Here is a 22,984-nt window from a genome sequence, read left to right as displayed (position 1 = left end):
CACCCTAGGGCCTGCCGTGCCGCGATCAGCCACCGCGTGCCGCCCGGATCTGGCCGAGCCACTCCCTGCCGAGGCGGCGCCCGTCGGGGAGTTGGTCGTCCCGGTCCCAGCGCCAGGTCGTGATCATCGCCAGCACGAGGAGCCGGCAGTCGCGCAGCAGGTCGTGGTCGACACCGGGGTAGTGCGCGCCGATCTCTTCGGGGGCATGGGCGAGGTCGAACTCGACCGGCCCGCGGCAGCACGTCTCGAAATCTATGAACAGCAGGCCGTGCTTCGTGGCGAGCACGTTGCCCGGGTGCGGCTCGCCGTGCAGCGGCTGCTCGGCGCCGCCGCGCTCGCCGATCACCCGCCTCAGCGTTCGCAACGTGTCGCCGAGCAGCTCCCGGTCCGCGTCGGCGAGCGCCGGAGTGCGGTCGCGGTCCGCCACGAGCCGTTGGGCCTCCTCGACCCGGTCCGTGAAGTGGGGCGTCGGGACGTCCAGCCCGCGCATGCCGGCATGCAGCCGCCGGAGCGCGTCGGCGTGGTCGGCCGGTGAGAACTCCCGGGGTGACACGGCTTCGCAGTGGGTCCACAGGGTGATGTCGAAGCCGTCGCGCTCATGGACGCGCGGCTCCACCCGGGGGTCGGGGACGGCGACGGGGCACCCGGACTCGGCGAGCCGCTGGGCGAGTTCGACCTCGAACCGGGCGATCTGATGCGCCACGGGTGCCACCCGGGCCACGACATCGCAGGGCAGCAGCCGCAGCGTGAGTTTGTTCGAGTCATGAAGGACGACCGCGTCGTCGACCGTCAGGCCGAGCGACGAGGCGGTGGAGATGGCCGCGGCCGTCGCACGACGGGCCTCTGACGCCTGCATCGTCGCCCCGCCCCCCTCTCCCTCTCCACGCGCTGAACGCGCGCACCCTACCAAGTGGTCGACGGCGCGCCCCCCTCGCCGCGTGGCGAGGGGGGCGCGTCCGGCACGGGGAGCGGTCGGGGTCAGACGCCGGCGGGCTCCTTCGGCTTGGCCAGGTCCGGCTTCGCCGGCTCGGCCGGCGGCGCGCCGTGGCCGTCGTCGACCATCGTGGCCTCGTCGAACGGCAGCTCGCCCCTGAGGACCTGGGACATCCGCTCCTTGTCGACCTCCTTGGTCCAGGTGCCGATGATGACCGTGGCCACCGCGTTGCCCGCGTAGTTGGTGAGGGCGCGGGCCTCGCTCATGAAGCGGTCGATGCCGACGATCAGGCCGACGCCGTCGAGGAGTTCGGGGCGGTGCGACTGGAGGCCGCCGGCCAGGGTGGCCAGGCCGGCGCCGGTGACGCCCGCCGCGCCCTTGGAGGCGATGATCATGAAGCCGAGCAGGGACAGCTGTTCGGCGATGGACAGCGGGTCGCCCATCACCTCGGCGATGAACAGCGAGGCCATGGTCAGGTAGATCGCGGTGCCGTCCAGGTTGAAGGAGTAGCCGGTCGGCACGGTGATGCCGACGACCGGCTTGCTGACGCCCGCGTGCTCCATCTTGGCGATCAGGCGCGGCAGCGCCGACTCGGACGACGAGGTGGAGAGGATCAGCAGGAACTCGCGGCCCAGGTAGCGCAGCAGCGAGAAGATGTTGACGCCGGCGACCACCCGCAGCAGCAGGCCGAGGATGCCGAAGACGAAGACCACACAGGTCAGGTAGAAGCCGATCATGATGACCGCGAGCGAGCGCAGCGCGTCCACGCCGGTCTCGCCGACCACCGCCGCGATGGCGCCGAAGGCGCCGACCGGGGCCGCCCACATGATCATGGCGAGGACCCGGAAGACGAGCCGCTGGATGTGCTCGATGCCGCGCAGCACCGGCTCGCCGGCCGAGCCCATCGCCTGCAGCGCGAAACCGGCGAGCAGCGCGATCAGCAGCGTCTGCAGCACCTCGCCCTCGGTGAAGGCGGAGACCATGGTGGTCGGGATGATGCCGAGCAGGAAGTCCGTGGTGGACTCGGAGGCGCCCTCGGCCTGCGAGGCGCCGACGTCCGCCGCGGCCTCGGTGATGTGCAGGCCGTGGCCCGGCTCCAGGATGTTGCCGACGACCAGGCCGATGGCCAGCGCCAGCGTGGACATCGCCATGAAGTAGCCGAGCGCCAGGCCGCCGACCGCGCCGACCTTGGCGGCCTTGCGGACCGAGCCGATGCCCAGCACGATCGTGCAGAAGATGACCGGGGAGATCATCATCTTGATCAGGTTGACGAAGCCGGTGCCCAGCGGCTTGAGCTCGACACCGAAGTCGGGGACCGCGAGGCCCACCACGATGCCGGCGACCACCGCCGCGATGACGGCGATGTAGAGGTAGTGGGTCCGATCCCGTCGGGTCTTGCCGCCCTGCTCGGGCGCGGTGGGGGTCTGCGCAGCCACGGTTCTCGTCTCCTCGTCCTCGTGGAGTGGTGCGGCTCTCGTGCCGGGTTGCCGAACGTTGCCGAACGGAGGCTTCGCCTCGACGTCCAGGTGAATATGCACCCCCCTGTGACCGGGGTCACGCTTACGTTCATTACGTTCATGACGGCCGCGTGATCGCGCGTGACGGGCGGGTTTCGGCCATCGTCATAATCCGGGCACACTGGCGGCATGTACCTGCCCCGTCCCTTCCGGCTGTCGCGCCCACCGCGGCTGCCGAGGCCGCGCAGCCTGGCCGGCCAGCTCTTCGCCATGCAGGTGGTGCTGGTGGCGGCCGTGGTGGCCGGTTGCGCGGTCTTCGCCTATGTCACCGACCGCGACCAGGCCGAGGACGCGGCGCGTGACCAGGTGACGGCGGCGGCGGTGGCCGTGGCCAACTCACCGGCCGTGCGGGAGGCGGCGGTCGGCCCGAATCCGTCGGCCGTGCTCCAGCCCTACGCCGAGCGCGTGATGGACGGCGGCGGGATCACCTTCGTCACGATCATGGCCCCGGACGGCGAGCGCTGGACCCACCGCGACCCGGCCCGGATCGGCGACACGTTCCTGGGCCACACCGAGTCGGCGCTGCGCGGCGAGACCTTCACCGAGACCTACACCGGCACCCTCGGCCGCTCGGTCCGCGTCGTCACCCCCGTGCAGGACGCCGACGGGCAGGTGATCGGCCTGGTCAGCGCCGGGATCACGGTCGACGAGATCAGCGCCAGGCTGGCCGGCCAGGTCGCCGCGCTGCTCGCGATGGCCGCCGGCGCCCTGGTGCTCGGCGGCGTCGGCACCTATGTGATCAACGCCCGGCTGCGCCGGCACACGCACGGCATGAACGCCGCCGAGCTCAGCCGGATGCACGACTACCACGAGGCCAGCCTGCACGCCGTCCGCGAGGGCCTGCTGCTGCTCGACGCCCAGGGCAGGATCGCGCTGATCAACGACGCGGGCCGGGAGCTGCTGGGCCTCACCGGCGACCAGCTCGGCCGGCCGGCCGACCGCCTCGGTCTGCCGCGCCCGCTGACCGAGGCGCTGCTCTCTCCCGAGCCCCGGGTCGACGAGGTGCACGTGACGGACGAGCGGATCGTGGTGCTCAACACCTCGCCGGTCAACGGCGGCGAGCGGCACGGCACCGTGGTCACCCTGCGCGACCACACCGAGCTCCAGTCGCTGGCCGGCGAGCTCGACTCGGTGCGCGGCTTCGCGGAGGCGCTGCGCTCCCAGGCGCACGAGGCGGCCAACCGGCTGCACGCCGTCGTCTCGCTGATCGAGCTGGGCCGGGCCGAGGAGGCCGTGGAGTTCGCCACCGCCGAGCTGGAGCTGGCCCAGGCGCTCACCGACCAGGTGGTGGGCGCCGTCGGCGAGCCGGTGCTGGCGGCGCTGCTGCTCGGCAAGGCGGCCGAGGCCAACGAGCGGGGCGTGGAGCTGCTGCTCACCCCGGAGAGCCGGATGGACGACGGGGTGCTGCCGCCCGACCTGGCGCCGCGCGACCTGGTGACCATCCTGGGCAACCTGATCGACAACGCGGTGGACGCCTGCGGCGACGGCGCGGCCCCCGGCCGGGTCGGCGTCACCGTCCGGGCGCTCGACGGCGAGCTGCTGCTGAGCGTCGCCGACACCGGCGCCGGGATCGCGCCGGAGGCCGTGGAGGACGCGTTCCGCCGCGGCTGGTCCACCAAGACCGGCAAGCAGGGCGTCGGCCGCGGCCTGGGGCTCGCCCTGGTCAGACAGGCGGTGCGGCGCAACCGGGGCACGATCGAGATCTCCCGGGCACCGGCCGGCGGCGCGCTGTGCGTCGTCCGGCTTCCGCTGCGGGCGGGGGTGGCGGCGTGACGGACGAGATCGGGGTGCTGGTCGTCGAGGACGACCCGCTGGCGGCCGAGGCGCACGGCCGCTACGTGGAGCGGGTGCCGGGGTTCGCGGTGCGCGGCACCGCCCACTCGGGGAGCGAGGCGCAGCGGCTGCTGGAGCGTACCCCGGTCGACCTGCTGCTGCTCGACCTCTACCTGCCGGACGGCCACGGGCTGCGCCTGGTCCGCTCGCTGCGGGCCGCCGGGCACGGCGCCGACGTGATCGCGGTGACCTCCGCCAGGGACTTGGCGGTGGTCCGCGAGGGCGTGTCGCTCGGCGTCGTGCAGTACGTGCTCAAGCCGTTCACCTTCGCGACGCTCCGTGATCGGCTTGTGCGGTACGCGGAGTTCCGGGCCGCGGCGGGGGAGGCCGGCGGCCAGGAGGAGGTCGACCGGGCGCTCGCCGCGCTGCGCGCGCCCCGGCCGGCCGAGCTGCCGAAGGGGATGAGCGGCCCCACGCTCACGTCCGTGACCCGGGTGCTGCGGGAGGCCGGGGAGGCGGGCGTCACGGCCTCGGCGGCCGGGGCGGCGGTCGGCATCTCGCGGATCACCGCGCGTCGCTACCTGGAGCACCTGGTGGACAGCGGCCGGGCCGAGCGCCGCCCGCAGTACGGACAGGTGGGACGCCCGGAGCTGTGCTACCGCTGGCTCACCGAGCGATAACGCCGCGCCTGGCCCGGCGGCCGGCGCGCGTGCCCAAGTGGCGTGTGTGACTTGGGAAATGGTGGGGATTGGTGGGATTCGGTGATGGCCAGTTATCTGCCCGTTCCACTGACATGTGCGGGCCAGGGCGCCTACCGTTGGCCACGGGACGTCGCCGCCTGAACGCACCCGTGCCCATGGTTGGACGCGGTGACGGGCGGCGTGGTTCCCGCGGCCCGTCCGCCAGACCCCCTCGCCAGGGGTCCGAGAGGAGAATCCGATGTCGCTCGACGTCTCACCGGTGCTGCTTGAGCAGGCCGAGCGAGGCGAGGTCGACGAGAAGGAGTTCGTCGACTGCGTCCGAACATCCCTGCCCTTCGCCTGGGACATGATCAGTGATCTGGTCGCCCGGCTGAAGGTCGACGGGGGCGAGTTCGCCGACAACACCACACCCCCGCCCAACGAGCACGCCCGTGGACAGTTGCTGCGCGCGCTCGCCAGCGACGCCATCCGGGGCGCGCTCGAGCGGCACTTCGGGGTGAAGCTGGCCTTCCAGAACTGTCACCGGGTGGCGGTGTTCCCCCTCGACGCCGCCTCCGACCACGCCCATGCCAGGTTCACGTCCGTGCGGAGCCAGATACTCAACCAGTCGCCGGAGCTGCGGGACTGCTGACGGCGTCGGACGGGCCGGCCGCCTCGGCCGCCGGCCCGTCGGGTGCCGCCAGCCCCGCCCTGGCCGCCGCTTCGGCCGCTGTGTGCGGCAGGAGCGGCAGCACCTCGTCCGCGAGCCGCCGGATGTTCGTCTCGGTGACGGCCGCCTCGCCCGAGCCCTCGGCGAGGAGCGCGAAGCGGCTGATGCCGGTGCGCTCGGCGGTCGCGGCGAGCCGGTCCGCGCACAGCTGCGGATCGCCGACCGGGTGCAGCTCGCACAGCAGCTCCGTGTACTCCAGCGGGTCCCGCATCCGGCGCGGCCCGCCGTCCAGCGTCTGGTGCGCGGACAGACCGAGGCGCAGCCAGCCGGGCAGGGCCCGGCGCAGGACCTGGACGGCCTCCGAGTGGCTGTCGGCGACCTGGAACACCCCGGCCGACACGTGTCCCGCGGTGGCGATCTCCTCCGGCGGGTGCCCGGCCGCCGCGGCCCAGGCCCGCCACATGGCGACCATCTCGGCCTTCTCCTCGTCGCCCACGTGCATCCCGAGCAGCATCGGCAGCCCCCGCTCGGCGGCGGTGCGCACCGTGCCGGGTGAGGTGCAGGCGACGACCACCTCGGGTGGTTCGGCCGGTCTCGGCACCACCGGCACCTCGCGGAACCGGTAGCGCTCGCCGGCCGCCGCCACGCGTGGCTCGCGCAGCCAGCGCAGCAGCAGGTCGAGGGACTCGGGGAAGCCCCGTTCGAGCGCCGCGGCGCCGCCGCCGAACACCTCCAGGTCGACCCAGGGGCCGCCGCGCCCCACGCCCAGCGTGAACCGACCGCCCGAGGCGAGGTGCAGCAGCGCGGTCTGCTCGCCGAGCGCGACGGGGTGGGTGGTGGTCAGCACGGAGATCGCGGTGCCGACCCGGATCCTGCGGGTGCGCCCGAGCAGCATCCCGGCCAGGGTGGTGGCGGACGGGCAGACGCCGTAGGGCACGAAGTGGTGTTCGGCGAGCCAGACGGAGTCGAGGCCCACCTCGTCGGCGACCACCGCGGAGCGCATCGCCCGTGCGAGTGGCTCCCGGTGGCTCTGCCCCGGATACTGACCGGCTAGCACAAATGTCCCTATCCGCAGCGTGTTCATCACTGTTGCCCTTCTCGCCAAGCCGTGCGGTGCCTCCCTGAAACAAGGGGTGCCCCCTTGGAACAACGGGTGACACGTGCCAAGGGCACGGGCCAATGGCATTTTTTTGTGATGATCGGTTGATTATGGGTGCAGTGCGGCCCCGGGAAGGGCCTCCGGAGCTGCGTAGACTCGATACACCGGCCTGTTCACCGGCGAGCCAGCCGCCCAGACCATCCGAGGTGCCCCGTGTCCCCGCGTCGTAATCGGCCCTGTCCGCGATCCCAGCCGACCCCGCGCGTGTACGGCATGGAGAGCACGGACACCTGGCGTGGCGAGGAGTGGGTGGTGCGCCGGGTCACCGGCGCGGCGGCGGTCAAGCACTACCGCTGCCCCGGGTGCGACCAGGAGATCCCGCCCGGCGTGCCGCACGTCGTCACCTGGCCCCAGCTCGGCGCCGTCGAGGACCGCCGGCACTGGCACGCACCCTGCTGGGTCGCCCGCGACCGCAGGACCGTCCGTCAGGCGTCCCGCCGCCGCAGCACCAGATAGCCGCCGAGCAGCGCCGCCACCACCCACAGCACCATGATCCCGAGCCCCGCCCACGGGCCGTAGGGACGGTCCCCGGTGTTCACCACCGACATGATCCACGAGCCGGCCTGGTCCGGCAGGTAGCGGCCCAGCTTCCGCGTCGCCGACACGTTGGCCAGGATGCTGGAGATCATGAAGAAGAACGGGATCAGCACCCCGAACGACAGCATCGGGCTGCGCAGCATCCACGCCACCCCCATCGCGAACAGCGCGATGAGGCCCATGTAGAGCCCGCCGCCGAACACGGCCCGCAGCACGTCGGGTTCGCCGAGGTTCGTGCGGTGCGAACCCAGCATCGCCTGGCCGAGCAGGAACGTCAGGAAGCTCGTCGCCATGCCCACCGCGAGCGCCAACACCGTCGCCACCGCGACCTTCGCGGACATCAGCAGCCCGCGTCGCGGCACCGCCGCCAGCGAGGCCCGGATCATCCCGGTGCTGTACTCGCCCGACACCACGAGCACCCCGAACGCGATCATCGCCAGCTGCCCGAGCGAGGTGCCGGCGAAGCTGGTCAGCGTCGGGTCGAACGTCACCCGGTCACGCGGCGACATCTCGTCGAAGGTGTTCCTGACCAGCAGGCAGATCAGCATGCCGAAGCCCACCGTCACCACCAGCGCCGTCGCCAGCGTCCACACCGTGGACCGCACCGAGCGGATCTTGGTCCACTCGGAGAGCAGCACCCGACCCGCCTCACCCCGGCTCATCGTCGCCATCACCACCGTGCGCCTGGTACTCCACCGTCCCGTGCGTCAGCCGCATGAACGCCTCCTCCAGCGACGCCTGGCGCACGCTCAGCTCGTGCAGCGTCAGCCGGTGCCCGGCCGCGAGCTCGCCGACCCGCGCCGCGTCGCCGCCCTCCACCTCGAGCGCGCCGTCCGGCCGCCGCGTCGGCGCCAGACCGGCCCCCGTCAGCACCTCCCGCAGCCGCTCCGCCTCCGGCGAGCGCACCAGCACGAACGACCGCGCGTTCTCCTCGATGAACCGCGCCATCGACGTGTCGGCGAGCAGCCGCCCCCGGCCGATCACCACCAGGTGCTCGGCCGTCAGCGCCATCTCGCTCATCAGGTGGCTGGAGACGAACACCGTCCGCCCCTCCGCGGCCAGCCGCTTCATCAGGTTGCGGATCCAGTGGATGCCCTCCGGGTCGAGACCGTTGACCGGCTCGTCGAACATCAGGATCCGCGGATCGCCCAGCATCGCGCTCGCGATGCCGAGCCGCTGCCCCATGCCGAGCGAGAACCCCCTGGGCCGCTTCCGCGCCACCGCCGTGAGACCCACCAGGTCCAGCACCTCGTCGATCCGGCGCTCCGGGATCCCGTTGCTCTGCGCCAGGCACAGCAGGTGGTGGCGGGCCGTGCGCCCCGGATGCACCGCCCGGGCCTCGAGCAGCGCCCCGATGTACGTCAGCGGATCCCGCAGCTCCGCGTAGCGCCGACCGTCGATCCTGACCTCGCCGCTCGACGGGTGGTCGAGCCCCAGCATCATCCGCATGGTCGTCGACTTGCCGGCGCCGTTCGGCCCCAGGAAGCCGGTGACCACGCCGGGCCTGACGGTGAACGTCAACCCGTCCACCGCGGTCTTCGCGCCGTACCGCTTGGTCAGGCCCGACAGCTCGATCACGCTGAAACGCTAAGACGGCGCAGGGACCGCCGCCCGGTGGGGCGGCGGTCCCTGCGCCGTTGGGGTGACGGGGGCGGGGCGGCGTCAGCGCGACTGCTGGGCCGGCACTCCCTTGCTCAGGCTGTCGCCCGCCTTGTCGTCGTCATCGTCGAACGAGACGGCCGCGACCTGGGCGCCGGTCAGCGTGGCCAGCATCTCGCGGACGTTGGTCAGCTGGGCGTTGATGCTGTCCCGACGGTTGGTCAGCGCCGCCAGCTCACGCTCGGACTCGCTGCGGATCCGGTCGGCCTTGGCGTTGGCGTCCGCCACGATGTCCTCGGCCTGGCGCTGCGCGGTCTCCACCGTCTGGCGGGCCCGGCGCTCGGCGTCGGTGCGCATCTTCTCGGCCTCCAGGCGCAGCTGCTCCGCCCGGTGCTCGATCTCCGCGAGCCGCTTCTCGGCCTTGGCCTGACGGGACGCCAGGTCGCGCTCCGACTGCTCGCGCCGCTTGGCCAGGTTGGTCTCGAAGTCGGCAGCCGCCTGGGCCGCCTTGGCGCGGGTGTCCTCGAAGAGGGCGTCCGCCTCCTCGCGCTTGTTCTGCGCGTCCTTCTCGGCCTCGGCGCGGGTCGCGGCGGCGTCGCTCTGCGCCTTGTCGACGATCCGCGCGCCCTCGTCCTCGGCCTTGGCCTTGCGCTCGGCCGCGTACGCCTCGGCGTCGTTGCGGACCTGCTGCGCGGCACCCTCGGCCAGCTCGCGGTGCTGCTCGGCGGCCCGACGGGCCTCCTCACGCAGGTCCTTCGCCTCCTCCTCGGCGAGGCGGAGGATCTTCTCGACGCGGGCACCGAGACCGGCGTACGACGGCTCGGCGTCGGTGATGGCCGCCTGCGCGTTCTGCGTCTCGAGGTGGAGCTCCTCGATCCGCTTCTCGAGCGAGGTGATCCGAGCGAGTGCGCTGTCGCGGTCGGCAACGAGCTTCGAGATGCGGTCGTCCACCTGCCCGCGGTCGTATCCACGCCGCACGAGCTCGAAGCCGAAGGGGGAGGAAGTTTCGCTCATGGTTTCCTGTCGATTCCAGACGGGTTCAGTGAGTTGGTCGTGTGGGGCCTGGGCGTTCAGCGCTTCGAGGTCGAGCTCCTAAGCCTACGGTCCGGACGGGTCCATGCCCTCGGAGGCATCATCCTAGGGGGCAAACCGGCGTGTCTTCGAGCGGAACAGGTATCTGTGTGGAGAATGTTCGCCCCATCCGCTCAATCGAGTGGCCATATGGACGGGCGGCCGTGACCCACCCTCACGCCCCCGGGCGCCGCCCGCCGGGGCGCGGCGGACCGCCGCCCGCGGCGGCCACGCTGCCCGGCGGCTTGGCACCCCGACCACCGTTCTTCCCACTGGGCTTGGGCGCCTCGAACGACTCCAGGGCCTCCAACACGTCCTGCACGCGCGAGATCTCGGCGTTGATGTCCTCGCGCCTGCGGGTGAGCCGCTCCAGTTCGCGCCGGCCCTCCTCCACCATGCGCTTCGCCTCGCGCTCCGCGTCGGCCTTGGTCTGCTGCGCCTCGCGCACCACCCGCGCCCGCTGCTGCTCGGCCTCCTTCAGCAGCGACTCCGCCTTCTTCACCGCCGCGATCCGCACCTTGCTCGCCTCGGCGTTGGCCTCCGCCACCAGCTTCTCGGCGGTGGCCCGCGCCTCGGCGCGCTGCTCCTCGGCCGCCTTCATCAGCTTGTCGACGCGCTCGCCCGCCGCCCGCGCCTGCTCGGCCGACTCGCGCCTGGCCCGGTCGTGCAGCTCCTCGACCTCGGACTCGATGCGCGAACGCAGCTCCTCCGCCCGGTCCCTTATCGCCGCCGCGTCCCGACGCGCCTCGTCCAACAGCTGGTTGGCGTCCCTGCGGGACGTCTCGACGAGCTCGCCGCCCGCCTCCTGAGCGTCCGCGATGAGCCGGTTGGCCTCCTTGCGGGCCGCGGCCACCATGGTGTCGGACTGCTCCTCGGCGGTCGCCGCGATCCGCAGCGACTCCTCCTGGGCCTTCGCCAGCAACTCGTCGGCCTGCGCCGCCGCCTCGCCGCGCTTGCGGGACGCCTCGCGGCGCGCCCGGTCCTGGATCTCGTCCGCCTCGGCCCTGGTCCGCTCCGCGTACCGGGTCGCCTCGACGCGCAGCCGCTCGGCCTCCGCGATCGCGTCCTTGACGGTGCGTTCGGCGAGGGCGGAGGCCGCCTCCTTCTCCTCGGCCGACTCGCGCAGCACCCGGGCGGCCTCCCGCTCCGCCTCCGCGCGGTGCGTGGCGATCTCCGCCTCCGCCGCCTCGCGCAGCCCGGAGACCGAGTCCCGCACCTGCTGCGCCTTGTGCTCGGCCGCCGCCACCAGCGTGTCGGCGCGCCGCTCGGCCTCGTCCAGCCTGGCGCGCGCCGCGGCGAGCAACTCGTCGCCCTGCTCGCGCGCCTGGGCGCGCTCGGCGTGCGCCGCGTCCCGCGCGTCCGCGAGCAGCACGTCCGCCTCGCGGCGCAGCCGCGCCGCCTCCTCCTGCGCCGCCGCCAGCGCCTCGGCCGCCTCGGCCGCCGTGCGCTCGGCCGCCGCCCCGGCGTCGGCCCGCACCCGGTCCGCCGCCTCCCGGGCCTCGTCCCGCAGCCGGTCGCCCTCGGCGATGGCCTCGCCGCGCAGCCGGATCGCCAGCTCCTCGCCCTCCGAGCGGAACCGCGCCGCGTCGTTGAGGGCCTCGTCCCGCAGCTGCTGGGCGGCCTGCTCGGCCTGCTCCGTGAGCGACCTGATCCGGTCGGCCGCCTCCACGCGCAGCCGCTCGATGTCCGCGTTGGCCTCGGCCCGCAGCCGGTCCGCCTCGACCCGCGCCTCGACGAGCGCCTCCTCGGCGGCCACCAGCCGCCGCTCGGCCTCGGTCCGCAGCCGCTCCAGCTCGGCCGACGCCGCGTCACGCTCCGCCCGGGCGGCCTCCCTGGCCTCCGCCCGCACCCGACGGGCCGTCTCCTCGGCCTCCTGGGTGGTGCGCTCGGCGTGCTCGGCGGCCTCGACGCGCAGCTTCTCCGCCTCGCTCCGCGCCTTCTTCAGCGACTGCTCGGCCTGGTTGCGCAGCGTGGTGGCGCGCTCGATCGCCTCGGTGCGGACCCGCTCGCTCTCGCTGGTCGCCGAGTTCCGCAGCTCCTCGGCGTCGGCCTTGGCCTGGGCGAGCAGCTCCTCGGCCCGCGCCGCCGCCTCCTGGATCTGCTGCACCGACTCGCGGCGCGCCTCGGCCCTGGTGCGCTCGCCCTCCTCGACGGCCTCCGCCCGCAGCTGCTCGGCCTCGCCGCGCAGCCGCCTGGCCTCCTCCTGGAGCTCGACCGTCTTGGCCCGGTACTCCTTGGTGTCGTCCTGCGCGGCGCCCTTGAGCTGCTCGGCCACGTCGTGCGCCTCGGCGCGCAGCCGGTCGGCCTCCGCCTCGGCCTCCGCCCGCAGCCGCTCGGCCTCCTCGGTCGCCGCCTTGGTGGTGGCCTTCGCCTCGGCCGCGGCCTTGGTCAGCACCTCCTCGGCGGTGCGCGCCGCCTCGGCCAGCTGGGCCGCGTACTCCTCGGCCGACTTGGAGCGCGCCTCCTCGGCCGCCCCCGCCAGCACCCGCTCCGCCTCGGCGCGCGCCTCGTCCAACGCGTGCTGCGCCTCGGCGCGGCGGTTCTCCGCGTCCCTGGTGGCCTCGGACACCATGCGCGCGATCTCGGCCTTGGCCGTCGCCGCGCGCTGCTCGTACTCGGAGTCGGCCGCGGCCCTGCGCTTGTCGGCCTCCGCGGTGGCCTCCGCGACCAGCCGCTCCGCCTCCTCGCGGGCCGCGCGCAGCTCGGTCTGCGTCGCGGCGGCGCGCTCCTCGGCCTTGCGCACCAGCGCGGCCGCCTCGCGCCGCCCCGAGTCGGCCTCCTGCGCCGTCGAGGCGCGCAGCCGCTCGGCGTGCTCGCTGGCCTCCTGGGCCTGCGCCGAGGCGGCGGCCAGCAGCCGCTCCGCGTCCGCCCTGGCCCGCCGCACCAGCTCGTCGGCCTCGGCGCGCGCCGCCTCCATGTCGGCGGCGAGCCGCTGCCTGGTCTCCTCGGTCAGCCGCAGCGCCTCGGCCCGCGCCTGGCTGACGGTCCGCTCGGCCTCGGCCCTGGTCTCCTGCAGCAGCCGCTGCGCCTGCGCCTCGCTGCGGGCCCGCAGCTGCTCGGCCCAGGCGACGTTCTCGTTGACGTGGGACTCGACGGTGGAGCGGCGCTGCGCCAGCTCCTCGTCGAGGCGCTGCCGGCGGCCGACGGCCTCGGCGTGCAGCTCCGCCTCCATCCGGGCGCGCTGCTCGGCCTGCTCCTGGAGCACCCGCTGGGACCTGGTCCTGGCCTCCCGCAGCTCGCGCTCGGCCTCGGCGCGCATCTGGTCGGCCTGGTGGTGGGCGCTGCGCAGCAGCTGCTCGGCGTGGGACTGGGCGTCGCCGTAGACCGGGCGCAGGGCAAGGGCACGGCGCACCTCGTGCAGCTTGGCACGCAGCACCTCGACCTGATAGCCGAGGTCGTCGGCGTGATCGACCGCCTTGTCGCGCTCCTTCTTCAGCCGACCCATCTCGGCTTCGAGCTGCGAGAGGTGGTCGTCAGCCTGGGTGGTGTCGTAGCCAGGCACCGCGCGGTCCCATCCGTCCCCTGGTCGTGGTGTAGCAGATCCGGTCATCGGCCGAACTCGGGACGAGAATCACGTCACTGCCCCGGCTGGGCCACTCTACCGGCCGGGGCAGCGCGCGTCAGTGGCCCGAGGGGTCTCCTGGTGCCTGCGGGGCGGCAGCGGTCACGATTTCCGTGAGCACTCCGTGACAGTCCTTGGGGTGCAGGAACGTGATGCGCGAGCCCATGGAGCCGCGCCGTGGCCGGTCGTAGAGCACCCGGACGCCCTTCTCCCCGATGGCCTGGGACTCGGCGTCGACGTCGTCGGTGCCGAAGGCGACGTGGTGCACGCCCTCACCGTTCTTGGCCAGCCATTTTCCGACGGGCGAGTCGTCCCTGATCGGCTGGAGCAGCTGGAGGTAGGAGGCGCCGCCGTCGTCGGTGCCGTTGATGCGGAGCATGGCCTCGCGGACGCCCTGTTCCTCGTTGACCTCGGTGTGATGGACCTCGAAACCGTAGGTGGCACGGTAGAACTCGACGGTGGCGTCGAGATCGAAGCAGGCGATCCCGATGTGATCGATTCGAGTCAACATCCCCCTAGTGCACAGCCCTTGGCGCGGCGGTGCAACGTGCCCACCGTCACAGGTACGTGGCGGTGACCTTCTCCGTCACGCTCTGTAGATTGGTGTGAACGATCGTTCACTCCCGAGATCTCCGCGGAGGGACCCATGACCATGACATCCTCGCGACGGCGTCCGTCCGGCGGCGGCTCGGTGATCGTCGCCGGCGCCAGGACCCCGATGGGCCGGCTGCTGGGCTCCCTGAAGTCGTTCTCCGGGGCCGAGCTCGGCGGCTTCGCCATCGAGGCCGCGCTGAGCCGGGCCGGCGTCGCGCCCGAGCAGGTGGAGTACGTGATCATGGGGCAGGTGCTCCAGGCGGGTGCCGGCCAGATCCCCGCCCGGCAGGCCGCGGTGCGGGCCGGTATCCCGCTCTCGGTGCCCGCGCTCACCGTCAACAAGGTGTGTCTCTCCGGCCTCGACGCCATCGCGCTGGCCGACCAGCTGATCAGGGCCGGCGAGTTCGACGTGGTCGTGGCCGGCGGCCAGGAGTCCATGACCAACGCGCCGCACCTGCTGCCCAAGTCCCGGGAGGGCGTCAAGTACGGCGCGGTGCAGATGCTGGACGCGATGGCGCTCGACGGGCTTACCGACCCGTTCGACGGCATCGCGATGGGCGAGTCGACCGAGCGGTACAACGCGAAGCTCGGCATCACCCGGGCGGAGCAGGACGCGGTCGCCGCCGCCTCCCACCAGCGCGCCGCGGCGGCCCGCGAGGCCGGCCGGTTCGACGCCGAGATCGTCCCGGTCGCCATCCCGCAGCGCAGGGGCGCCCCCGTGGTGTTCGCCGCGGACGAGGGCATCCGCCCGACCACCACGGTCGAGTCGCTGGCCCGCCTCGCCCCCGCCTTCGCCGGCGAGGGCACCATCACGGCCGGCTCCGCCTCCCAGATCTCCGACGGCGCCGCGGCCGTCGTCGTCATGTCCCGCGCCAGGGCCGAGGAGCTCGGCCTCGACTGGATCGCCGAGATCGGCGCGCACGGCAACGTCGCGGGCCCCGACAACTCGTTGCAGTCGCAGCCCGCGAACGCGATCCGGCGGGCGCTCGACCGGGAGGGGTTGACCGTCGAGGACCTCGACCTGGTCGAGATCAACGAGGCGTTCGCGGCCGTCGCCGTGCAGTCAATGAAGGACCTCGGAATCGGCCCCGAAAGGGTGAACGTGAACGGCGGCGCCATCGCCCTCGGCCACCCCATCGGCATGTCGGGCGCCCGGCTCGCCCTGCACCTGGCCCTCGAACTCGGCCGCCGCGGCGGCGGCCTCGGCGCGGCCGCGCTGTGCGGCGGCGGCGGCCAGGGCGACGCCCTGATCCTCCGCGTCCCCGCCCGCTCGTGACCGCGGCGCGGACCGTGGACGTGGCGGCGCTGGTCGCCCAGGCCAGGGAGGGCAGGCCCCGGGCCGTCGCCCGGCTGATCTCCCTGGTCGAGGGCGCCTCGCCGCTGCTGCGCGAGGTGATGGCCGCGCTGGCCCCGCACACCGGCCACGCCTATGTCGTCGGCATCACCGGTGCCCCCGGCGTCGGCAAGTCCACCTCCACCTCGGCGCTGGTCACCGCCTACCGTCGCGCCGGCCGGCGGGTCGGCGTGCTGGCCGTCGACCCCTCGTCCCCCTTCTCCGGCGGCGCGCTCCTGGGCGACCGCATCCGGATGGGCGAGCACGCCTCCGACCCCGGCGTCTACATCCGCTCCATGGCCACCCGCGGCCACCTCGGCGGCCTGGCCTGGGCCGCCCCCCAGGCGGTGCGGGTGCTGGACGCGGCCGGGTGCGACGTGATCCTGGTCGAGACGGTCGGCGTCGGCCAGTCCGAGGTGGAGATCGCCGCCCAGGCCGACACCACGGTGGTGCTGCTCGCCCCCGGCATGGGGGACGGGGTGCAGGCCGCCAAGGCCGGCATCCTGGAGGTCGGGGACGTCTTCGTGGTCAACAAGGCGGACCGGGACGGCGCGGACGCCACGGTCCGCGAGCTCAACCACATGCTGGGCCTCGGCGAGGCCCGCGCACCCGGCGACTGGCGCCCCACGGTGGTCAGGGCGGTCGCCGCCCGCGGCGAGGGCGTGGACGACGTCGTCGCCGCGCTCGACAAGCACCGCGGCTGGCTCGACGAGCACGGCGAGCTCGCCGCCCGCCGCCACCGCCGCGCCGCCCGCGAGGTCGAGACCATCGCCGTCACGGCCCTTCGCGAACGCATCGCCGACCTCCGCGGCGACCGCCGCCTCACCGCCCTCGCCGACCGCATCCTGGCCGGCACGCTCGACCCCTACGCGGCGGCCGACGAACTGGTGACGGGAGTGGTGGCGGGGGAGGGGTGACCGGGGCGCACCGCTCGCCCCCTCCGCCCGGCGGGCGGCCCTGTTGTAGGGGAGCGGTGCGGCCTCATATCGTCAGCCGCTATGGACGGGTCAACTCGCCGCATGCGTGCCCTGCTTCTCGACGCCCCCGGCTCTCCCAGCACCCTGCGCCACGCCGAACTGCCGGTGCCCGAGCCCGGCCCCGGTCAGGTGCGGGTGCGGGTCGAGGCGTGTGGTCTCAACCCGGTGGACTACCAGGTCGCCGGGGGCGGGCACCCGGACTGGAGCTGGCCGCACGTCCTCGGGCTGGACGTGGCCGGCACCGTGGACGCCGTCGGCGCCGGCGTGACCGAGCTGCCGCCCGGGCAGCGCGTCGCCTACCACGGCGACCTGCGCGCGCCCGGCGGTTTCGCGGAGTACGCGCTGGCCGACGCGACGACCCTGGCCCGGGTGCCGGACGCGCTCGAACCGGTGGTGGCCGCCGCGTTGCCGTGCGCCGGCGTCACCGCCCACCAGGCGGTGGTGCGACGGCTGCGGGTGGCCGCCGAGCACACGGTCCTGGTGACCGGCGGCGCGGGCGGCGTCGGCGGCTACGCCGTGCAACTGGCCGCGCTGGCCGGGGCCCGGGTGATCGCGACGGCGTCCGCGGGCAACGCCGAGCACCTGCGGAAGCTCGGGGCCGACGAGGTCGTCGACTACCGGGCGGAGGACGTCCACGCGCGGGTGCGCGAGCTGACGGAGGGGCGCGGCGTCGACGCGATCGTCGACACGGTCGGCCCCGACTCCGCCACGGCCGGCCTCGCCCTGCTGGTGCACGGCGGCGGTGTCGCGGCCGTCGCCGGCCGCCCCGACCTGACGGCGGTGGCGCCGTTCGGCATCGCCCCGTCGGTCCACGAGATCGCGCTGGGCGCGGCGTACAGCCACGGCGACGAACGCGCCCGGGCCGCCCTGTCGTCGACGCTGACCGAGCTGTTCGCGCTGGTGGGCGACGGCCGTCTGGACCCGATGGTGGCCCGCACCCTCACCCTCGATGAGGTCCCCGCGGGCCTGACCGAACTGGCCGGCCGACACGTGCGAGGCAAGCTGGTGCTCTCCCTGGGCTGACCCGCGTGCGCGCCGGCCGGGCCGAACACCAGCCGGTGCCGGCATGCCGGGCACCACGGTCGGGTGACGACGGAGGAGCCGGCGGCCGCGTCAGACTGACGCCGTCTGCCTCTCGGCCGGCTGCTCGCGCAGCGACGGGCAGTACGCGGGATCGGGGTGCTCGGCCAGCTCGATCACCCGGTCGAGCTTCCGCCCCGCCTCCTGCAACTCGCCGACCGCCGCGGCGATCCGGGCGCGCTCGGCGCGCAGCCGCTCCAGCGCCTCGGCCTGCGCGTGCCCCGTGTCGACGCACGGGAGGATCATCGCGATCGTCCGGCTGCTGAGCCCGGCGGCGTAGAACTGCTGGATGAGCCGCACCCGCTCGACCGCCGAATCCGGATAGACCCGCTGGCCGCTCGGGGTGCGCTCGGAGACGAGGATGCCCTGCTGCTCGTAGTAGCGGAGCGCGCGGGTGCTCACGTTCGCCCTGCTGGCCAGTTCGCCGATCCGCACGACGCGCTCCCTTCGGTGTGGCGCACGACACGCGTCGCGTCGCCGTGCTCGACTTGCCCTTGACGTCGACGTCAAGTTTTAGCGTAGCCGACGGATATGGACGCGACCGCGCCCGTCCGCGAACCGAAGGGACCACCATGGACGTCACCGGCTCGACCGCGCTCGTCACCGGCGCGAACCGCGGCATCGGCCGCCGCTTCGTCGACGAGCTGCTCACCCGCGGGGCCACCAAGGTCTACGCCACGGCCCGCCGGCCCGAGTCGATCGACGCCTCCGACCCGCGGGTCGAGGCGCTGCGCCTCGACCTCCTCGACGCCCAGTCGGTGACGGACGCCGCCGCCGCGGCCCCCGACGTCACCCTGCTCGTCAACAACGCCGGCATCGCGACGACCACCAGGCTCCTGACCGACGACCTCGACGCGCTGCGCCGGGAACTCGACACGCACCTCTTCGGCACCCTCGGCGTGATCCGCGCCTTCGCGCCGATCCTCGCGGCCAACGGCGGCGGAGCGGTGGTGAACCTGCTGTCGGCGCTCTCGTGGTTCGCCTCGCCCGGCGCCGGGGCCTACTCCGTGGCCAAGGCCGCCGAGTGGAACATGACCAACGCCCTCCGCCTCGAACTCGCCGACCAGCGGACCCTGGTCCAGGGCGTGCACCTCGGGCTCGCCGACACCGACATGACGGCCGACTTCGACATGCCGAAGATCGACCCGGCGGACGTCGCCCGGGCCAGCCTCGACGGCGTGGCCGCCGGCGCGATCGAGGTGCTGGTCGACGACACGGCCCGCCTCGTGAAGGCCGGCCTCGCGGGGGACCCGGCGGAGCTCTACGCCAAGCTGGGCCTCTGACGGCTCAGGGCACCACGGCGAGGACGTCCGGCCACGTCGTCGGCCGCTCCCGCCAGTACGCCCAGGCGTCGTCGCCGTCCAGGACGGCCCGCAGCGCCTCCTCGGGCGGCAGCGCCTCAGGGCCGGCCAGCTCCCGCAGGATCACGACGGCCGCGACCAGCCCGTCCCTGCCGTGCGCCGCGAGTCGGGCGAGCGGGGCGGCTGGTTCTGCGGCGGCGCGCGCCTCCGCCACCAGCGGCGCGAGCCACCTGGCCCAGCGCGCGTGGTCGCCCTCGCCCGGCGGCTCCGCCTCGGCGAACAGTGGCTCCAGCGCCTGGGTCAGCCGCCCGATCCAGTCGTGCGCGGTGCCGGTCACCGAGGGGTACTCGCGGACGAATTCCGCCCAGCCGTCCGCCATCGGGTTCCCGCTCAGCTCCCGCAGCCGGGCGCGGCAGAACGGCCGCAGCGGATCCTGGTCGTCGGCGCCTGTCAGGAAGGTGTCCCGCACCATCCGATAGCTCGGCGGCTCCCGCTCGGCCAGCAGCACGGCGTCGTAGAGGTCCTTGCCCTGGGGGTACCAGTCGCCGAGCAGCCACATCAGCTTCCAGGCCAGGGAGAGGGCGGGCGAGACGGTCAGCAGTCGACAGCCGGGGCCGCCCTCGCCGAGCGGCCGCAGTTCGGTCCAGGCGGGCGGCTCGGGCAGCGGCTCCTTGAAGACGACGTCGACCTGAACGGTGCCGCCGGGCGTGCCGGGCGCCGACCAGGGCAGCAACATCCTTCGGCCGGGGGCCCGTTCGTAGGTCCAGATGTCCTCGACCGCCATGCCGGGCGCGTCAATCGCCACCGGGCCGTGCGCCGCCGCGGCGGCGGCGTTGGCGAGCTCCCGGAACAGGCGGGTGGTCTCCGGCCCGTCCAGCTGCCACTCCCGGGGGACCACGACGAAGTCCAGGTCGCCGGGTTCGCGGGCGGCCGCCCCGAACCACTGGGACATCAACACGCCGCCGCGCAGCACGAGGTGGTCGGCCCAGTGGCTGTTCCCCACGGCAGCCAGCACCGTGTCGAGCGCCGTGCGGCGCGCCCGCCGCCAGACGCCGGCCGATGCCTCGTCGTCGAACCGGGGCTCGCCGGCGCGGTAGGCGTTGGGGAACTGCTTCAACGCAGGATCGAACACCAGCGGCTGCCGCAGCCCTTCGGGCATCGCGCGCAAGGTGCCGGGGTAGCCGAGGCGGTTACGGGTCTCGTCGTCCAACGGCTTGGTCGGGATGCTGTCGGAGCCGATCCACAGGGTGTCCCAGGGGCGGTCGTTGCTGCTCATGGGTGCTCCCGAGTGATGATCCAGCCGTCGTCCAGGGCGAGGTTGGAGTCGTGGAGGACGAACTCCCGCTCGACCTCCAGGACGTGGTGGCCGTCGTCGTGCAACGCGTCGAGCAGGGCGGCCAGCCGACGCTCGGCGGTCGCCCGCCCCACGTCGTGACACCGCTGCGTGACGAACCGCTCCTGCCGGCCGTCCTTCCGGAGGCGGCGCGCGTTCCACGAGACGTGGGCGCCGTGTTCGGTCGCCAGCCGCTCCAGGGCGGGCCGGTCGTGGTCGGCCGGCAGCAGCAGCTTGACGTGGTGCTCGAAGTAGCGGGCCGGGTCCCGCGCCTCTTCGTCCGACTGTGGCACGCCGTCCACCCACGGCGCGGCCTCCGTCTTGACCCGCGCCACGGCGAACCCCTCCGCGGCGAGGCCGCGCGCCGCACGTTCGGCATCGTCCGCGCCACCGCGCACATTGACCATCGGCTGCGAGCGAGTCTCCCCGCGCGCCAGCTCGATGTGCGTGAACCCGAACCGGTTGGCTGCCGCCCAGGCCGCCAACCGGTCGAGGTCCTCGACGGGGCAGCTCACCGTGAGGTGCGTCTCCAGCGCGCCGGGCCCCGCGGCCCGGCCCGGCGTCGAGGACGGCTGTGGTGACGGGGAGGTCTGTCGCGACCTCAACGCACCGCGAGCTCGGCTGCTCGCCGCGGTAGCTGGACTTGCGGGAAACGAGCTGACCACGAGCGCGGTGCCTCTCGGTGGATGTCCGCGATCAGAGAAACCGGATCAGACTGCGAGAACCCCAGCCTGGGGATGCGGCCGAAGCGTGCGCATGTGGTGACGGCGCCGGCTTCGCCTTCCAGCCAGAGCTTCACCGAGAGTGTATCTACGCGAGCGACGGCGAGCGCCCCGTTTCCGCGAAGGCCGTCTGGAGACGGCGTCGGCCGCGGGCTGGTCCTCGTGGATCGGGGCGGGGCTGTTCGCCGCGAGTTGCTTGGACGTTCCAAGCATGCCGCGCGCGTGACTATGCCGGCGAGCCGGCCAGGACGCCAGGAACACGATCCAAAGCCGCAGGGGGTGCTGCGCGCGGCTGCCGGCGCCGGTGGCGCCGGCCGCGGATGCCGAACGCGGTCGCGGGCCGCTGCCCGTCGGCGCGCTGCCGCGCCGGTGGGGCGTCAGCTCGCTGGCGGTCGGCAAGACGGTGTGGGCCGGGTTCGCGCTGCCGCGCCGGTGAACGGCCGCGTGCGGCGGTCGGTCGCCCAGACCGCCAGCGCCGCGACCGCGAAGGTCGCGCCGAGGGCGCTGGAGCCGGGCCAGCCGGCGGTGGCGAACGCGGCGGTCGTGGTGGTCGCGCCCAGCGCGGAGCCGAGCGAGTAGAAGAGCATGTACCCGCCGACGACGCTGCTGGTGCGGTCCGGGTGGGCCGTGGTGAGCAGGTGCTGGTTGCTCACGTGGACGGCCTGCACGGCGAAGTCGAGCACGACCACCCCGATGACGAGGAGCCACAGCGACCAGGTCGCCTGCCCGACGGCCAGCCAGGAGGCGGCGAGGAGCGCGAGGGCCCCGCCGGTGACGGGGCTTGCGAACCCCGCGTCGGCCCAGCGCCCCGCGCGGGCGGCCCCCAGCGCGCCGACCAGGCCGGCGAGCCCGAACAGGCCGATCTCCGTCGTGCCGAGGTGCCACGGGCCGGCCGCGAGGGGGAGCGCGAGGCCGCCCCAGAGCGCGCTGAACGAGGCGAACAGGAAGAACGCGATCAGCCCGCGTGAGACGAACAGCCGCTCACGGAACAGGCCGCGCAGCGAGGCCGACACCTGCCGGTACGTGACGCGGTCGGCGCGCACGTCGGGCGGCAGCGTGCGCAGCAGGAGCAACGCCAGCGTCGCCAGGAGCACCGAGAGCGTGACGTAGACGCCGCGCCAGCCCCAGGCCGCGGCCAGGGCACCGGCGGCGACGCGCGCCCCGAGGATGCCGAGGACGACACCGGAGGTCACCGCGCCGAGGGTGCGGCCCCTTTCCTCGGGCGTGGACAGCGCCGCGGCGTAGGCGACCGTCGTCTGCACGACCACGGCGAACAGGCCGGCGACGGCCAGCCCGACGAGCAGCACCCAGGCCCGCGTCGCCGTCGCGGCCAGTGCCGTCCCCGTCCCGGCCAGCGCCAGATGGCCGGCGATGAGCCTCCGCCGGTCAAGCAGGTCGCCCAGCGGCACCAGGGTGGCCAGCCCCACCAGATAGCCGAGCTGTCCGGCCGCGACGATCCAGCCCAGCTGGCCGTCCGCCATGCCGAGATCGCTCCCGATCTGCCCGAGGACGGGCTGGGCGGCGTAGACGCTCGCGACCGCGACCGCGCACACGGCGGCGAACAACAACCTTCTGCCGACTGTCAGGCCCATGCACCCTCCCAAATGAGTAGCATATTGCTACCGATGCGAGGCTAAGGCAGACTGGTTTCAAACAGCAACTCTTTGGGGGTGTGGTGGTGACCGTGACCCGCGACAGCGGTGTGGCGTGGACCGACCCGAACTGTCCCGTCGCCCGGACGCTCGACCTGGTCGGCGACCGCTGGAGCCTGCTCATCGTCCGCGACGCCATGGACGGCGCGCGCGGGTTCACCGAGTTCCAGCAGCGCACCGGCATCGCCCGCAACATCCTCACGGACCGGCTCCGCCGGCTCGTCGAGCGCGGCATCCTCGAACGGCGCACCGCGCCCACCGGCAGGCGACAGCTCTACGCGCTCTCCCCGGCGGGACGCGATCTGTTCACCGTCGTCGTCGCCCTGCGCCAGTGGGGCGAGCGCCACGCCTTCGCCCCCGGCGAGCCCCACTCCGTGCTCGTCGACGAGCACGGCGCCCCGCTGCCCGAACTCCGGCCGACCGGATCGAGCGGCGACCTCGTCGACGTCGACACCACCGTCGTCCGGAAGGTCCCCTGACCGACCCGCGC

Annotated in this window: 21 protein-coding genes; 9 read left to right on the top strand and 12 right to left on the bottom strand. The window is 73.8% G+C overall.

Annotated features, from left to right (window positions below):
- Positions 1-25 precede the first annotated feature (25 nt).
- Together RNC47_RS15445 and RNC47_RS15440 are read right to left on the bottom strand one after the other, a co-directional pair.
- Positions 26-856, bottom strand: coding sequence for a phosphotransferase enzyme family protein (locus RNC47_RS15445; RefSeq protein WP_311599185.1), 831 nt, complete (start codon positions 854-856; stop codon positions 26-28).
- Positions 857-978: 122 nt separating this feature from the next.
- Positions 979-2,370 carry a cation:dicarboxylate symporter family transporter gene (locus tag RNC47_RS15440; RefSeq protein WP_311599183.1) on the bottom strand — a complete coding sequence of 464 codons (1,392 nt, stop codon included), beginning with the start codon at positions 2,368-2,370 and terminating at the stop codon, positions 979-981.
- Positions 2,371-2,580: 210 nt separating this feature from the next.
- On the opposite strand from RNC47_RS15440, the gene RNC47_RS15435 reads away from it, so the two are divergent.
- The 3 genes from RNC47_RS15435 to RNC47_RS15425 all read left to right on the top strand — a co-directional run bounded on the left by RNC47_RS15435 (position 2,581) and on the right by RNC47_RS15425 (position 5,556).
- Positions 2,581-4,224 carry a sensor histidine kinase gene (locus tag RNC47_RS15435; protein ID WP_311599181.1) on the top strand — a complete coding sequence of 548 codons (1,644 nt, stop codon included), beginning with the start codon at positions 2,581-2,583 and terminating at the stop codon, positions 4,222-4,224.
- A complete protein-coding gene (locus tag RNC47_RS15430) occupies positions 4,221-4,904 on the top strand; it encodes a response regulator (RefSeq protein ID WP_311599179.1) in 684 nt (227 codons plus the stop codon). Before RNC47_RS15435 ends, RNC47_RS15430 begins: the two co-directional genes overlap by 4 nt.
- Before the next feature lie 259 nt (positions 4,905-5,163).
- Positions 5,164-5,556, top strand: coding sequence for an SCO5389 family protein (locus RNC47_RS15425; RefSeq protein WP_311599177.1), 393 nt, complete (start codon positions 5,164-5,166; stop codon positions 5,554-5,556).
- On the opposite strand, the gene RNC47_RS15420 is transcribed toward RNC47_RS15425, so the two are convergent.
- Positions 5,525-6,649: an LLM class flavin-dependent oxidoreductase gene (locus RNC47_RS15420; protein ID WP_311599240.1), complete on the bottom strand. Its 1,125-nt coding sequence runs from the start codon at positions 6,647-6,649 to the stop codon at positions 5,525-5,527. The two genes, RNC47_RS15425 and RNC47_RS15420, sit on opposite strands and share 32 nt — an antisense overlap.
- A gap of 297 nt (positions 6,650-6,946) precedes the next feature.
- Between RNC47_RS15420 and RNC47_RS15415 the strand changes: the two genes are divergently transcribed.
- Complete coding sequence (locus RNC47_RS15415) at positions 6,947-7,189, top strand: ATP/GTP-binding protein (protein WP_311599175.1); 243 nt, start codon at positions 6,947-6,949, stop codon at positions 7,187-7,189.
- Here RNC47_RS15415 and RNC47_RS15410 read toward each other — a convergent pair.
- The 5 genes from RNC47_RS15410 to mce all read right to left on the bottom strand — a co-directional run bounded on the left by RNC47_RS15410 (position 7,159) and on the right by mce (position 14,013).
- Positions 7,159-7,932, bottom strand: a complete 774-nt coding sequence (locus RNC47_RS15410) for an ABC transporter permease (protein ID WP_311599173.1) — start codon at positions 7,930-7,932, stop codon at positions 7,159-7,161. The two genes, RNC47_RS15415 and RNC47_RS15410, sit on opposite strands and share 31 nt — an antisense overlap.
- Complete coding sequence (locus tag RNC47_RS15405) at positions 7,919-8,848, bottom strand: ATP-binding cassette domain-containing protein (protein ID WP_311599171.1); 930 nt, start codon at positions 8,846-8,848, stop codon at positions 7,919-7,921. The genes RNC47_RS15410 and RNC47_RS15405 overlap by 14 nt, the downstream gene beginning before the upstream one ends.
- An 84-nt stretch (positions 8,849-8,932) precedes the next feature.
- The gene (locus RNC47_RS15400; protein WP_311599170.1) at positions 8,933-9,883 is read right to left on the bottom strand and encodes a coiled-coil domain-containing protein; all 951 of its coding nucleotides are present in this window, start codon (positions 9,881-9,883) and stop codon (positions 8,933-8,935) included.
- A 232-nt stretch (positions 9,884-10,115) separates the two neighbouring features.
- A complete protein-coding gene (locus RNC47_RS15395; RefSeq protein ID WP_394814788.1) occupies positions 10,116-13,442 on the bottom strand; it encodes a hypothetical protein in 3,327 nt (1,108 codons plus the stop codon).
- A gap of 118 nt (positions 13,443-13,560) precedes the next feature.
- A complete protein-coding gene (gene mce, locus RNC47_RS15390) occupies positions 13,561-14,013 on the bottom strand; it encodes a methylmalonyl-CoA epimerase (RefSeq protein ID WP_311599169.1) in 453 nt (150 codons plus the stop codon).
- Positions 14,014-14,154: 141 nt separating this feature from the next.
- Between mce and RNC47_RS15385 the strand changes: the two genes are divergently transcribed.
- The 3 genes from RNC47_RS15385 (at position 14,155) to RNC47_RS15375 (ending at position 17,429) form a co-directional block, all read left to right on the top strand.
- Complete coding sequence (locus tag RNC47_RS15385; RefSeq protein WP_311599236.1) at positions 14,155-15,372, top strand: acetyl-CoA C-acetyltransferase; 1,218 nt, start codon at positions 14,155-14,157, stop codon at positions 15,370-15,372.
- Positions 15,369-16,346, top strand: coding sequence for a methylmalonyl Co-A mutase-associated GTPase MeaB (meaB, locus tag RNC47_RS15380; RefSeq protein ID WP_311599167.1), 978 nt, complete (start codon positions 15,369-15,371; stop codon positions 16,344-16,346). The genes RNC47_RS15385 and meaB overlap by 4 nt, the downstream gene beginning before the upstream one ends.
- A gap of 102 nt (positions 16,347-16,448) precedes the next feature.
- Complete coding sequence (locus RNC47_RS15375) at positions 16,449-17,429, top strand: zinc-binding dehydrogenase (RefSeq protein ID WP_311599165.1); 981 nt, start codon at positions 16,449-16,451, stop codon at positions 17,427-17,429.
- Between the two features lie 90 nt (positions 17,430-17,519).
- On the opposite strand, the gene RNC47_RS15370 is transcribed toward RNC47_RS15375, so the two are convergent.
- A complete protein-coding gene (locus tag RNC47_RS15370; RefSeq protein WP_311599164.1) occupies positions 17,520-17,921 on the bottom strand; it encodes a MerR family transcriptional regulator in 402 nt (133 codons plus the stop codon).
- A 137-nt stretch (positions 17,922-18,058) separates the two neighbouring features.
- Here RNC47_RS15370 and RNC47_RS15365 point away from each other — a divergent pair, with 137 nt between their 5' ends.
- Positions 18,059-18,769 (top strand): SDR family oxidoreductase, encoded by a 711-nt coding sequence (locus tag RNC47_RS15365; protein ID WP_311599162.1) that lies wholly within the window; start codon positions 18,059-18,061, stop codon positions 18,767-18,769.
- 4 nt (positions 18,770-18,773) lie between these two features.
- On the opposite strand, the gene RNC47_RS15360 is transcribed toward RNC47_RS15365, so the two are convergent.
- From RNC47_RS15360 to RNC47_RS15350, 3 genes are all read right to left on the bottom strand, one after another.
- On the bottom strand, positions 18,774-20,063 hold the full coding sequence (locus tag RNC47_RS15360; protein ID WP_311599160.1) for a nucleotidyl transferase AbiEii/AbiGii toxin family protein: 1,290 nt from the start codon (positions 20,061-20,063) through the stop codon (positions 18,774-18,776).
- Positions 20,060-20,635, bottom strand: a complete 576-nt coding sequence (locus tag RNC47_RS15355; protein ID WP_311599158.1) for a hypothetical protein — start codon at positions 20,633-20,635, stop codon at positions 20,060-20,062. Before RNC47_RS15355 ends, RNC47_RS15360 begins: the two co-directional genes overlap by 4 nt.
- 584 nt (positions 20,636-21,219) lie before the next feature.
- Complete coding sequence (locus RNC47_RS15350) at positions 21,220-22,428, bottom strand: MFS transporter (RefSeq protein ID WP_311599234.1); 1,209 nt, start codon at positions 22,426-22,428, stop codon at positions 21,220-21,222.
- Positions 22,429-22,520: 92 nt separating this feature from the next.
- Here RNC47_RS15350 and RNC47_RS15345 point away from each other — a divergent pair, with 92 nt between their 5' ends.
- Positions 22,521-22,973, top strand: a complete 453-nt coding sequence (locus RNC47_RS15345; protein WP_311599156.1) for a winged helix-turn-helix transcriptional regulator — start codon at positions 22,521-22,523, stop codon at positions 22,971-22,973.
- The last annotated feature ends 11 nt before the right edge of the window (positions 22,974-22,984 follow it).

This window comes from Streptomyces millisiae (genome assembly GCF_031845425.1).
Lineage (GTDB): Bacteria > Actinomycetota > Actinomycetes > Streptomycetales > Streptomycetaceae > Streptomyces > Streptomyces millisiae.
The sequence above is the reverse complement of the archived record's forward strand: the minus strand, read 5'-3'. Positions and strand labels throughout refer to the sequence as shown.